At 71.3% G+C, this 12,382-nt stretch carries 12 protein-coding genes; 3 read left to right on the forward strand and 9 right to left on the reverse strand.

Annotated elements, in window-relative coordinates:
* Positions 1 to 96 precede the first annotated feature (96 nt).
* The 6 genes from AC0AIB_RS30100 to AC0AIB_RS30125 form a co-directional block, all read right to left on the reverse strand.
* Entirely contained in the window at positions 97 to 1,299 is a 1,203-nt protein-coding gene (locus AC0AIB_RS30100) for a saccharopine dehydrogenase family protein (RefSeq protein ID WP_328339920.1), read from the reverse strand.
* Positions 1,299 to 2,831 (reverse strand): NAD(P)/FAD-dependent oxidoreductase, encoded by a 1,533-nt coding sequence (locus tag AC0AIB_RS30105; RefSeq protein WP_465097973.1) that lies wholly within the window; start codon positions 2,829 to 2,831, stop codon positions 1,299 to 1,301. The genes AC0AIB_RS30100 and AC0AIB_RS30105 overlap by 1 nt, the downstream gene beginning before the upstream one ends.
* Complete coding sequence (locus AC0AIB_RS30110) at positions 2,828 to 3,694, reverse strand: ABC transporter permease (RefSeq protein WP_328339925.1); 867 nt, start codon at positions 3,692 to 3,694, stop codon at positions 2,828 to 2,830. Before AC0AIB_RS30110 ends, AC0AIB_RS30105 begins: the two co-directional genes overlap by 4 nt.
* A gap of 121 nt (positions 3,695 to 3,815) precedes the next feature.
* A complete protein-coding gene (locus tag AC0AIB_RS30115; RefSeq protein WP_328348915.1) occupies positions 3,816 to 4,718 on the reverse strand; it encodes an ABC transporter permease in 903 nt (300 codons plus the stop codon).
* 5 nt (positions 4,719 to 4,723) lie between these two features.
* Positions 4,724 to 5,875 carry an ABC transporter ATP-binding protein gene (locus AC0AIB_RS30120; protein WP_465097978.1) on the reverse strand — a complete coding sequence of 384 codons (1,152 nt, stop codon included), beginning with the start codon at positions 5,873 to 5,875 and terminating at the stop codon, positions 4,724 to 4,726.
* A 5-nt stretch (positions 5,876 to 5,880) separates the two neighbouring features.
* Positions 5,881 to 7,065 (reverse strand): polyamine ABC transporter substrate-binding protein, encoded by a 1,185-nt coding sequence (locus AC0AIB_RS30125; protein ID WP_328339927.1) that lies wholly within the window; start codon positions 7,063 to 7,065, stop codon positions 5,881 to 5,883.
* A gap of 209 nt (positions 7,066 to 7,274) precedes the next feature.
* Here AC0AIB_RS30125 and AC0AIB_RS30130 point away from each other — a divergent pair, with 209 nt between their 5' ends.
* Positions 7,275 to 7,787, forward strand: coding sequence for an Lrp/AsnC family transcriptional regulator (locus AC0AIB_RS30130; protein ID WP_465097974.1), 513 nt, complete (start codon positions 7,275 to 7,277; stop codon positions 7,785 to 7,787).
* 30 nt (positions 7,788 to 7,817) lie between these two features.
* Here AC0AIB_RS30130 and AC0AIB_RS30135 read toward each other — a convergent pair whose 3' ends face one another.
* The 3 genes from AC0AIB_RS30135 to AC0AIB_RS30145 are packed head-to-tail and all read right to left on the reverse strand — an operon-like array spanning position 7,818 to position 8,952.
* A complete protein-coding gene (locus AC0AIB_RS30135) occupies positions 7,818 to 7,997 on the reverse strand; it encodes a DUF397 domain-containing protein (protein ID WP_465097975.1) in 180 nt (59 codons plus the stop codon).
* Between the two features lie 11 nt (positions 7,998 to 8,008).
* Positions 8,009 to 8,194, reverse strand: a complete 186-nt coding sequence (locus AC0AIB_RS30140) for a DUF397 domain-containing protein (RefSeq protein WP_328339933.1) — start codon at positions 8,192 to 8,194, stop codon at positions 8,009 to 8,011.
* Positions 8,185 to 8,952 (reverse strand): helix-turn-helix transcriptional regulator, encoded by a 768-nt coding sequence (locus AC0AIB_RS30145; protein ID WP_328339935.1) that lies wholly within the window; start codon positions 8,950 to 8,952, stop codon positions 8,185 to 8,187. Before AC0AIB_RS30145 ends, AC0AIB_RS30140 begins: the two co-directional genes overlap by 10 nt.
* A 572-nt stretch (positions 8,953 to 9,524) precedes the next feature.
* On the opposite strand from AC0AIB_RS30145, the gene AC0AIB_RS30150 reads away from it, so the two are divergent.
* Together AC0AIB_RS30150 and AC0AIB_RS30155 are read left to right on the forward strand one after the other, a co-directional pair.
* Positions 9,525 to 10,871, forward strand: coding sequence for an aspartate aminotransferase family protein (locus tag AC0AIB_RS30150; RefSeq protein ID WP_465097976.1), 1,347 nt, complete (start codon positions 9,525 to 9,527; stop codon positions 10,869 to 10,871).
* 115 nt (positions 10,872 to 10,986) lie between these two features.
* Positions 10,987 to 12,363 (forward strand): NAD(P)/FAD-dependent oxidoreductase, encoded by a 1,377-nt coding sequence (locus AC0AIB_RS30155; RefSeq protein WP_465097977.1) that lies wholly within the window; start codon positions 10,987 to 10,989, stop codon positions 12,361 to 12,363.
* The last annotated feature ends 19 nt before the right edge of the window (positions 12,364 to 12,382 follow it).

The following is a 12,382-nucleotide window of genomic DNA, read 5'->3' on the forward strand; positions in this document are numbered from 1 at the left end:
GGCCCAAAATGCCACGGAAAGAGACAAATTCCCCACCACAACTCCATGATCGACGGGCAGAGTGGACGGACGGGCAGCTTGGGGCGGGGCAGGGGGTTATCGTTCCTCCATCGCCCAGGGGGAGCCGTAGGCGGTGAGCAGGTCGAGGAACGGGCGCGGGGGCAGCGCCTCCGGGCCGAGCACCCCGACGCCGGACCAGCCACCGGTGGCGAGCAGTTCCAGCGCCACCACCGGGTTGACCGCGGTCTGCCAGACCACCGCCTGGTGGCCGTACTCCCGCATGGACCACTCGTTGTCGACCACGTGGTAGAGGTAGACCCGGCGCGGCCGGCCGTCGGTCCCGGTGCCGGTGACGTACGTGCCGGCACAGGTCTTGCCGCGCATCCGGTCGCCGAGGGTGGCCGGGTCGGGCAGGCTGGCGGCGACCACGTCGCGGGGCGAGACCTGCACGCCGCGCACCGACACCGGGATGGTCGAGTCGAGACCGACCTTGTGCAGCGCCCTGAGCACCTCGATGAACTCGTCGCCGAGGCCGTACTTGAAGGTGACCCGCCTGGCCTTCACCCAGCGCGGGATCAGCAGCACCTCCTCGTGCTCCACGTTGACGCACTCGACCGGGCCGATGCCGGCCGGGAAGTCGAAGACCTCCGGCTCGCTGAACGGTTCGGTGGTGAACCAGCCCCGGTCCTTCTCCCAGATCACCGGCGGGTTCAGGCACTCCTCGATGGTGGTCCAGATGGAGAAGGACGGGGCGAAGTCGTACCCGTCGACGGTGAGGTTCGCGCCGTCACGGATGCCGATCTCGTCGATCTCGCTGAACAGCTCGTCGGCGGCGTACCTGGCGAACACGTCGGACAGGCCCGGTTCGATGCCGATGCCGCACAGCGCCAGCCGGCCGGCGTCCGCCCAGGTGGTGGCGGCGGCGAACTGCGCGTCGCCGAGCTTCACCCCGGTCTGGGTGTACGGCAGCGCCGGGTGCGGGTGGGACAGCGACATCGCCATGTCCAGGTAGTCGGCCCCGGCGGCGAACGCCCCCTCGAAGATCGGCATGACGAAGCGCGGGTCGACCGCGTTGAGCACGTGGGTGATCCGGTGTTCCCGGCAGAGCGCGGCGACCGCGTCCGCCGAGGAGGCGTCGAGCCGGGCGGCGACGAACCGGTCGCCGTGCCCGGCGACGGCCCGTTGCGCCCGGGTCAGGTCGTAGTCGGCGACGACGACGGTGGCGAAGAAGGACCGGCGGGCGGCGATGGCGACGGCGGCGGAGCCGACCCCGCCGGCACCGACGAGCAGGATGCGCATCAGGAATCGAACCCCAAACCGAGACGATCGAGCGTACGGAGCCAGTGGTTGCGCCGGCCGTCGTGCGCGTCGGCACGCGCCAGCGACCAGCGGGTGAGGTGGATGCCGGCGGCCCGGACGGGCTCCGGCGGGAACGGCAGCGGTGCCCGGCGGACCAGGTCGAGCCGGGTCAGCGGGGTCGGCTCGCCGGCCAGCAGGTCGAGCATGACCCGCGCGCCGAACCGGGTGGCCCCGACCCCGAGACCCGTGTAACCGGAGGCGTACGCCAGCCGCCCGCCGAAGGCGGTGCCGAAGTACGCGCAGAACCGGGTGCAGGTGTCGATCACCCCGCCCCAGCGGTGGCTGAAACGCAGCCCCGCCAACTGCGGAAAGGTGGTGAAGAAGTGGTCGGCGAGGGCGGTGAAGGTGGCCTGGCGCTGTGCGAGTTCCGGGGCGACCCGGTTGCCGAAGTGGTAGACCGCGTCGTAGCCACCGAAGAGGATCCGACCGTCGTCGGTGATCCGGTAGTAGTGGAACTGGTTGCCGGTGTCGGCCAGCCCCTGCCTGTTGCGCCAGCCGATCGACGCCCGCTGCTCCCCGGTCAGCGGCTCGGTCATCAGCGCGTAGTCGTAGACCGGCACGGTCCGGGCGCGCAGCCGGCGCAGCAGCGGCGGGAAAGCGTTGGTCGCCAGCACCACCTGCCGGGCCCGCACCACCCCGGGCACCCCGGCCGCGCCCGGCACCGTGCCGCCGCCCGTCGACCCGCCCCGTGGGCGACCACCGTCGGGTGCCGGGCTGCCACCTGTCGACCTGGCACCCGGGCCACCACCGGGGCGTGCGGCCGGGCTGCCGAGGGTGTCAGCGCGCAGCCCGGCTCCCTCGCGGCGCAGCCCGGTCACCCGGGTGTGCTCGTGGATCCGCACCCCGAGCGTCAGGCAGGCACGGCGCAGGCCCCAGGCCAGCCGCGCCGGGTCGACCAGGGCCACCCGGTCGGCGTCCCACAACCCACCGAGGTACGTCGGCGAGTCCACCTCGGCGCGCACCTCGTCTGCGTCGAGCAGCCGCACCCGGTGGCCGTACCGACGGGCCAGGTCGGCGTCCTCGGCGAGCCCGGCGAGCTGGTACGGGGCCACCGCCACCGCCAGTTCGCCGGTGCGGGCGAAGTCGCAGTCGATGTCGTACTCGGCGATGGTGGCGGCGATGGCGTCCAGGTTCTCCCGGCCGAGGCGCTCCAACTCGTCGATCTCGTCGGGAAACCGGGCCACCCCGTTGGCCAGGCCGTGGGTGAGCGAGGCGGCGCAGAACCCGCCGTTGCGCCCGGACGCCGCCCAACCGCAGACGCCCGCCTCGACCAGCAGCACGTCCCGCCCGGGGTCGGCCCGCTTGGCGAGCAGGGCGGCCCAGAGTCCGCCGTACCCGCCGCCGACGACGAGCAGGTCGGCGGGGTGCGTACCGTGCAGGGGCGGCAGCGGGTCGGGGCGTTCCGGGCGGTCCAGCCAGTAGGGCACGGGCGTCGCGTCGGCGAGCGCCCGGCCGGTATGCGGGAGGATCATGACGGGCCCGTCGCCCGTCGGCCGGGCCGGATCGGTGCCGGTGCTCCCCGGCCGCCGGTCGCGGCGACCGGGAGTGCGGCGCGGCGGGACCGTCGACCGCGCAGCGAGCTGAGCCCGACGAGCAGCAGCGCGATGGCGAACATCGCCGTGCCGATCACGTTGACCTGGGGCGGGATGCCCCGCTGGGCAGCGCCCCAGACGTACATCGGGAAGGTGACCGTGGTGCCGGCGTTGAAGTTCGTCACGATGAAGTCGTCGAAACTCAGCGAGAAGGCGAGCAGCGCGGCGGCCACGATGCCGGGCAGCACCAGCGGCAGGGTGATCCGCCGGAAGGTCTGCCACTCGCTGGCGTAGAGGTCCATCGCGGCTTCCTCCAGCCGCCGGTCCATCCCGGCGAGCCGGGCCTTGACCGTCACCACCACGAACGACACGCAGAACATCACGTGCGCGATGACGATGGTCCAGAAGCCCTGCGGCACCCCTGCGGAGACGAACAGGGCGAGCAGCGAGGTGCCCAGCACCAGCTCCGGGGTCGCCATCGGCAGGAAGATCAGCAGGTTGATCCCGCTGCGGCCCCGGAACCGGTGCCGGACCAGGGCGAACGCCATCAGGGTGCCGATCACGGTGGCCCCGACTGTGGCGAGGAAACCGATCTGCGCGCTGCGGACCACCGCGTCGCACATCTCGGGCGTGGCGCACGGCTGTCGCCAGTTGTCCAGGGTGAACTCGTTGAAGTCGTACGACAGCCGGCTGGACGGGCGGTTGAGGGAGAGCCCGGCCACCACGGCGATCGGCAGGAACAGGTAGCCGAGCACCAGCAGGGCGACGATCACCACCCACCGGTCGGCCAACCACCGCGACACCCTCAGGAGCCCACCTTCATTCGCGACTGCGGGGCTCCGCTGCGCTGCACTCCTCGCGCTCATCAGAGCCCACCTTCATTCGCGACTGCGGGGCTCCGCTGCGCTGCACTCCTCGCGCTCATCACAACACCTCCTCCGTGCCGGCCCGGCGCAGGTAGACGAAGACCACCGCGAGGATCGCCGCCATCAGCAGGAAGGACAGGGCGGCGCCCTGCGGATAGTCCAGCCGGACCAGGAACGCCGAGTCGATGACGTTGCCGATCATGTACTCGTTGGGGGTGCCGAGCAGTTCGGCGTTGATGTAGTCGCCGGTGGCCGGGATGAAGAAGAGCAGCGTGCCGGCGATCAGGCCGGGCATCGACAGCGGCAGGGTGACCTTGCGGAAGGCGTGCAGCGGGCCGGCGTACAGGTCACTGGCCGCCTCCAGCAGCCGGTGGTCGAGCCGCTCCAGGCTCGCGTACAGCGGCAGCACCAGGAACGGCAGGAAGTTGTACGTCAACCCGAGCACCACCGCGACCGGGGTGGCGAGCAGCCGCCCGTCCGGGCCGAGCAGGTGCACGTCCCGCAGCAGCCCGACCAGGGCGCCGTTGTCCGACAGGATGGTCTTCCAGGCCAGGGTGCGCACCAGGAAGCTGGTGAACATCGGGGCTACCACGCAGACCAGCAACAGGTTCTTCCACCGGCCTGCCTTCTGCGCTATCGCGTACGCCAGCGGGTAACCCATCAGCAGGGCCAGCACCAGCGCCGCCCCGGCATAGCCGAACGACCTGGCGAACTGCGGCCAGTACGCCTGTACCGCCTCCGGATAGTTGCCGAACGCCCAGGTCAGCACGTACCCGGTGGAGAGCGAGCCGGTCGGGTCGTAGAGGCTGGCGGCGGCGAGTTGCAGCAGCGGCACGGCGAAGAAGACGAGCAGCCAGGCCGCCCCCGGCAACAGCAGCAGGTACGGCAGCAGCCGGTGCCGACCCGGCCGGGCCGGTGACGGCTGCCCGGTCGCCGGCGTCCCGCCGCCCAACTGCGCCAGTGCGGTCACGACGGTGCCCCGACCGGCTCGTCGACCAGCGGGACCGTCCGGTCGTCCTGCCCCGGCTCGCGGGGCAGCAGGAAGGCGTGCCGGGGGTCCCAGTGCGCCACCACCGACCCGCCGACCGGGTGCTGCCCGCCGACACCGCTGTTCGCCGCGAACGCGGACAGTTCACTGCCCCACCCGGTGCGCACCAGATACTGGGTGCTCACCCCCACGTACGACGCGTCGGTGATCACCCCGGTCACCTGCTGGTGGCCGGCGGGCACCTGGTCGACGGCCTCGACCAGGTGCAGCTTCTCGGGACGTACCCCCAGGTAGACCGGGCCACGGTCGGCGCGGGCGCGGGCGACGGGCACCGAGAAGCGGACGCCGTGTGCGGTGACCGGCACCTCGGACCCGGCCGGGCCGGCGGCCTCGGCGGCGAGCAGGTTGGACTGGCCGAGGAAGTTCGCCACGAACGCCGTCGCCGGGTACTCGTAGAGTTCGGCCGGGGCCCCGAGCTGTTCGATCCGCCCGGCGTTCATCACCGCGACCGTGTCGGCCATCGTCATGGCCTCCTCCTGGTCGTGGGTGACGTGCACGAAGGTGATGCCGACCTCGGTCTGGATCCGCTTCAGTTCGATCTGCATCTGCCGGCGCAGCTTCAGGTCGAGCGCGCCGAGCGGCTCGTCGAGCAGCAGCACCTGCGGGTGGTTGATCAGGGCGCGGGCCAGCGCGACCCGTTGCTGCTGGCCGCCGGAGAGCTGGGTCGGGCGACGCCGGCCGTAGCCGTCGAGCTGGACCAGTGACAGCATCCGCCGGACCTGGTCGTCGACCCGGCGGATGCCCCGCCGGCGCAGCCCGAAGGCCACGTTCTCGGCGATGTCGAGGTGCGGAAAGAGCGCGTAGCTCTGGAAGACCGTGTTGACCGGCCGCTTGTACGGCCGTAGCCGGGTTATGTCCCGGTCGCCGAGGAGCACCTGCCCGCTGGTCGGCTCCTCCAGCCCGGCGATCATGCGTAGGGTGGTCGTCTTGCCGCAGCCGGACGCCCCGAGCAGCGCGAAGAAGGAGCCCTGCGGGACGGTCAGGCTCAGCTCGTCGACGGCGGTGAAGACGCCGAACCGCTTGGTCAGGTGGGCCAGCCGCAGGTCACCGGCCGGTGCCTCGTTCGCCATCCCGCTCACGCCCCGATGACCTGCTGGAACTTCGACTCGTATTCCTTTTCCTGTTTCTCGTCCAGGGCCATGAAGACCTTGGACTTCGCCAGCAGGGCGTCGTCCGGGAAGATCAGCGGGTTGGCGGCCAGCTCCGGGTCGATCTTCTCCATCTCGGCCTGGGCACCCTTGACCGGGCAGATGTAGTTGACGTACGCGGCGAGCTTCGCGGCCACCGCCGGTTGGTAGTAGTAGTCGATCAGCGCCTCGGCGTTGGCCTTGTGGGTGGCCTTGTTGGGCACCAGCATGTTGTCGCTGAACAGCATCACGCCCGAGTCCGGCGCGACGAACTTCACCTTGGGGTTGTCGCCGGCCAGTTGGATCACGTCGCCGGACCAGCCGACGCACGCGGCGATGTCACCCTTGGCCAGGTCGGGGGCGTAGTCGTTGCCGGTGAACCTGCGGATCTGCTTGGACTCGACGGCCTTGCGCAGCTTGTTGAGCGCGTCGTCGAACTGCGCGGCGGTGAACTTCGCCGGGTCGTGCCCGTTCGACTGGAGCAGCAGGCCCATGGTGTCCCGCATCTCCGACAGGGCGGTCACCTTGCCCTTGAGATCGGGGCGGGTGAGCAGCTCGTCGACGGTCCGGACCTCGCCGGTGACGCTGCCGTTGTAGGCCAGCCCGGCCAGGCCGGACTGCCACGGGACGGCGATCCGGTCCTCCGGGTCGAAGGAGCGCCCCCGCAGGGACGCCAGCAGGTTGGCCGCCACGTTCGGCACCTTGGCCGGGTCGAGCTTCTGGATCCAGCCGAGCCGGATCATCCTGGCGGCCATCCAGTCGGTGAGGACGATGATGTCCCGCCCGGTGCTCTGGCAGCCGGCCAACTGGTTCTGCACCTTGCCGAAGAACTCGTTGTTGTCGTTGATGTCCTCGGTGTAGGTCACCTTGATGCCGCTGCCGGCGACGAAGGCGTCGAGGCTGGGGCGCTTCGCGGCGTCCTTGTCGTCCACGTCCATGTACTGCGGCCAGTTGGAGAAGGCGAGGGTCTTCTCCGTGGCGGACAGGTCGTCGCTCTTACAACCGTCCTCGGTCTGGGTCGCGGCCTTCGTGCCGCAGCCGGCGAGGCTGCCGCCCGCAGCGAGCAGGGCGGCCGATCCGAGGGTGCCGGTGAGCAGTCCACGCCGGGTGAGGGGCCGGAGGGGAGTACGCATGTGACGACTCCTAGGGGGTCGTCCGTCGGCGGCGGGGACGGGGGTGCGGCGCCGGCGGGAGGGGTCGGGTGCCTGAGACGAATGATCCTGGCATGAGGTCACCAGCCCCACAAGGGATTCCGTTGCCGCAATAGCCTCTGACGACGAATTACGCCAGACTGCGCGATGGCACTAGGCTCGGCTCGGAGAACGGACATGGGGAGCGGTCGATGACGATCCGGCAGCAGGAGAACGGCACCGGGGGGCGGCGCGTCACGGTACGTGAAGGTTCCAGCCACGCACTGTTGGACGACGTGGCGAAACAGATCATCGAACAGCTACAGGAGGACGGCCGTCGGCCGTACGCGACCATCGGCAAGGCGGTCGGGCTCTCCGAGGCGGCGGTCCGCCAGCGGGTGCAGCGGCTGCTCGACGCCGGGGTGATGCAGATCGTCGCGGTGACCGACCCGCTCCAGCTCGGCTTCCCCCGACAGGCCATGATCGGCCTGCGCACCGACGGCGACCTGGAGTCCGTCGCCGACCGGCTCGCCGAGTTCGACGAACTCGACTACGTGGTGATCACCGCCGGCTCGTTCGACCTGCTCGCCGAGGTGGTCTGCCGCAATGACGCCCACCTGCTGGAGATCCTGCAACGGCTGCGCTCGGTGCCAGGGGTGCTCGCCACCGAGGCGTTCGTCTATCTCAAGCTCCGCAAACAGACCTACACCTGGGGTACGGCCTGAGCCCACCCGCCGTGGTCCACTCCCCGGGGCTCAGCGGGCGGCGACGAAGGCACGCCAGGCGTCGGGGCTGAAGCTCAGCGTGCCGCCAGCCCGGTCCTTGCTGTCCCGCACCAGCACCCGACCCGCCAGATTGTCCGCCACCTCGACACAGTCACCGCCATTGCTGCTGCTCCGAGTTGCCGTACGCCAGCGGGGCTCGATCACGTCCACGGCAGCGGCACTCACTTCTGGGCGGCGACGAAGGCTCGCCAGATCTCGGGGGTGAAGCTCAGCGTGCCGCCGGCCCGGTCCTTGCTGTCCCGCACCAGCACCCGACCCGGCAGATTGTCCGCCACCTCAACACAGTCACCGCCGTTGTTGCTACTGCGGCTGGCGGTCCGCCAGCAGGGCTCGTCGATCACGTCCATCTCTCCACCGCTTCCCGGATCAGCTCGTTCGATCGACGAGCGGGCAGCGCCTCGCCGGCCACGCTCTCCCACCTTCTGCCCAGGCTAGCAATGTCGGCGCTCTCAGTCACCAGCTCGCCACGGAGCTGGTTGTCCAGATAAGCCAGCTCGCTGCCGTCGGGCAACCGCGCCAGCATGAACGGCCCAGCCAGACCGGTGTGCCAGGGTCCACCGAGCGGAATTACCCGCACCTGCACGTGCTCCCGCGCGGCGACGGCCGCCAAGTGGGCCACCTGTCCGGCCATGGTCGCGCGATCGCCAACCACTCGATGGAGCACCGCCTCGTCGATCACGAAAACCAACTGGGCCGGAGGGTCACGGTCGAGCAGGACCCGTCGCTCCAACCGCCCGCCCACCAGTTGAGCAACCTCGTCAGGCGGGAGCAGGCCGCCGGTCCCCAACACCGCTCGGGCGTACTCCTCGGTCTGGAGCAGGCCCGGCACGAGCAATGACTGGTACGAGCGGATCGACGTGGCGTCCTGCTCCAGCTCTGCCCACGGGCGGAACCAGGGCAGGTCGCGGCGACGGTAGGGCTCGGGCCAGAGTTCGGCCGGTTCCCGACCGAGAATCCCGGCCACCGCGACCCGGGTCCGGGGATGCGGCACCCGCCCGGCGCTGAGCCACCGGCCGGCCGTCTTCGGATCGACACCGACCTGATGCGCGAGGGACTCGACCGTCTCCCCGCGCTCGGCCATCGCTACGCGAAGCACCTCGTTCACCGGCAGTTCCTCCCGCCCGATCAACACACTCCGGCGCACCCTAGCGACAGTGCGTGTCGATGTCCGCCCGGCATCGGCGTGTTGGCCCGGGACCTCTCCGAAAGCCCCCGAGGTGCACCGGAAGTGCACCGGAAATGCCCCACCCCGGTCACCCCCTTCCCACCGGACCACTCCGGGGTGCCGGAGTAGCGCCGTCCCACGCCCCGGACGCCACCGTTCAGCCCGCAGGCTCTCTTCGTCCACCCCTGAAGGCCGGAGTAGCGGCATCCCGCACCCCGGACGGCCCCATGCGCGGCCCGCAGGCTCGCTTGATCAACTCCCGTGGGCCGAGGTTGCGGTGTCCGGGATACCGCAACCTGGACGCCGTTGAGTCGATCATGGAGCCGGCGGAGGTCGAGTCGGTCGCACCGTCGCAAAGCGTGTGCGGATTCCGTTGCCAACCACCCGCAGTCGCGCTGAATCCGTCGCCTTGAAGGCGAAGTGGGCTTGCATTTCGCGGTCGGGCTGTGGGATAACCGTGGGCAGAGCGGCCGGTGTCACAGCTGCCCGGCCCGAGACCCGATGGGGCTGACATGGCCGACGCCACCGACCACCTCTGGATGCACTTCACCCGGATGGCCAGCTACTCCGCCGGCGAGGTGCCCACCATCGTGCGCGGCGAGGGCGCGTACGTCTGGGACGCGCAGGGCCGCCGCTACCTGGACGGGCTCGCCGGGTTGTTCGTCGTCAACGCCGGGCACGGGCGTACCGAGCTGGCCGAGGCCGCCGCGAAGCAGGCCGGTGAGCTGGCGTACTTCCCGCTCTGGTCGTACGCCCACCCGAAGGCCGTGGAGCTGGCCGAGAAGATCGCCTCGCTGACGCCCGGTGACCTGAACCGGGTCTTCTTCACCACCGGCGGCTCGGAGGCCGTCGAGACGGCGTGGAAGCTGGCCCGTGCCTACTTCAAGCGCACCGGCAGGCCCAACAAGCACAAGGTGGTCAGCCGCTACCTCGCCTATCACGGCACTTCGATGGGTGCCCTGTCGATCACCGGTCTGCCCGGCATCAAGAGTGACTTCGAGCCTTTGGTGCCCGGCGGGATCAAGGTGCCGAACACCAATTTCTACCGGGCCCCCGAGCACGGCGACTCGCCCGAGGCGTTCGGCCGCTGGGCCGCCGACGAGATCCGCCGGGCCATCGAGCGGGAGGGGCCGGACACGGTAGCGGCGGTGTTCCTGGAGCCGGTGCAGAACTCCGGCGGCTGCTTCCCACCGCCGCCCGGCTACTTCCAACGGGTACGCGAGATCTGCGACGCGTACGACGTACTGCTCGTCTCCGACGAGGTGATCTGCTCCTGGGGCCGGCTCGGCGAGTACTTCGGCGCCGCCCGGTACGGCTACCAGCCCGACATCATCACCACTGCCAAGGGCATCACCTCCGGCTACGCCCCGCTCGGCGCGATGATCGCCAGCGACCGGCTGATGGAGCCGTTCCTCACCGAGACCGGCATGTTCGCCCACGGGGTGACCTTCGGCGGCCATCCGGTCTCCTGCGCGGTGGCCCTGGCCAACCTGGAGGTGTTCGCCCGGGAGGACCTGACCGGCCACGTCCGGGCCAACGAGGACGCCTTCCGGTCCACCCTGGAGAAGCTCACCGACCTGCCGATCGTCGGCGACGTCCGGGGCGACGGCTACTTCTACGGCATCGAGCTGGTCAAGGACAAGACGACCCGGGCGACCTTCGACGAGGCGGAGTCGGAGCGGTTGCTGCGTGGCTTCCTGTCGTCGGCGCTGTTCGCCGCCGGGCTCTACTGCCGGGCCGACGACCGGGGCGACCCGGTGGTCCAGCTCGCCCCGCCGCTGATCGCCGGGCAGGATCAGTTCGACGAGATGGAGCAGATCCTGCGCGCCGTACTCACCGAGGCGTGGTCCCGCCTGTAGCCCCTGCGGCCCGGCCAGCCGGCTCACCTCCGCCGGCCGGACCGGTCGCCGACCCCGCCGGCCGGACCGGTCGCTCGCAGGCCGACCGGCCCGGCACTGTCCCCCCGGAGCCCCCATGCGCTACCAGGAGTTGTCGCACTGGCTGTCCACGATGGACGAACCGTTGACGCCCGGCCCCTCGCTGCCCGGTGACACCGACGCGGACGTGGTGATCGTCGGTGCCGGCTACACCGGGCTGTGGACGGCGTACTACCTCGCGGTGGCCGATCCGACGTTGCGGATCGTGGTGCTGGAGGCGGAGATCGCCGGGTACGGCGCGTCCGGGCGCAACGGCGGCTGGTGCTCGGCTCTGTTGCCCACCTCGCTGCCGGCGCTGGCCCGTCGGCACGGCCGGCCGCAGGCGCTGGCGATGCAGCGGGCCATGCACGACACGGTCGCCGAGGTGGGCCGGGTGGCCACAGTGGAGGGAATCGACTGCGACTGGCGGCACGGCGGGACGGTGCTGCTGGCCCGTACCGACGTCCAGCTCGGACGGGCCCGCGCCGCCGTCGCCGAGGCCCGCGAGCACGGGCTCGACCCCGACGACCTGGTCCTGCTCGACGCCGCCGGGGCCGCCGCCCGGTGCGCCGCCGAGGGGGTACGCGGTGGCACGTACACCCCGCACTGCGCCGCCGTGCACCCGGCGAAGCTGGTCCGTGGCCTGGCCCGCGCGGTGCAACGGCACGGGGTGCGGCTGTACGAGCGTTCTCCGGTCACCGCGATCCGGCCCGGCGCGGCGGTCACCCCGCACGGGACGGTACGGGCGGCGGTGGTGGTCCGGGCCACCGAGGCGTACACGCCGGTGCTGCCCGGCCACCGCCGGACTCTCGTCCCGGTCTACTCGCTGATGGTGGTCACCGAGCCGCTGCCCGAGCCGACCTGGGCGCGGATCGGGCTCGCCGGTCGGGAGACCTTCGCCGACTACCGGCACCTCATCGTGTACGGCCAGCGCACCGCCGACGGACGGCTGGCCTTCGGCGGGCGCGGTGCGCCATACCACTTCGGGTCCCGGATCTCCCCCGGGTACGACCGGGAGCCACGGGTCTTCGCCGCGCTGCGTCGGACGCTTGGCGAACTCTTCCCGGTGCTCGGGCCGCACGTGCCGGTCGCCCACGCGTGGGGCGGCCCGCTGGGGGTGGCCCGGGACTGGTCCGCCTCGGTCGGGCTGGACCGGTCGTCCGGGCTGGGCTGGGCCGGCGGCTACGTCGGTGACGGGGTGGGGACGAGCAACCTCGCCGGCCGTACCCTGGCTGACCTGATCCGGGGCGTGGAGTCGGAGCTGACCGCCCTCCCCTGGGTCGGCCACCGCTCCCCCCGCTGGGAGCCGGAACCACTGCGCTGGCTGGCGATCAACGCCGGCCTCCGGGTGATGTCCTCCGCAGACGGTGCCGAAACCCGCACCGGCCGCCCCGCCCGCCGCGCCACCACCTTCACCCACCTCCTAGGCCACTGACCCACCCCCACCCCCACCC

The sequence above is a fragment of the Micromonospora sp. DSM 43699 genome (genome assembly GCF_055517075.1).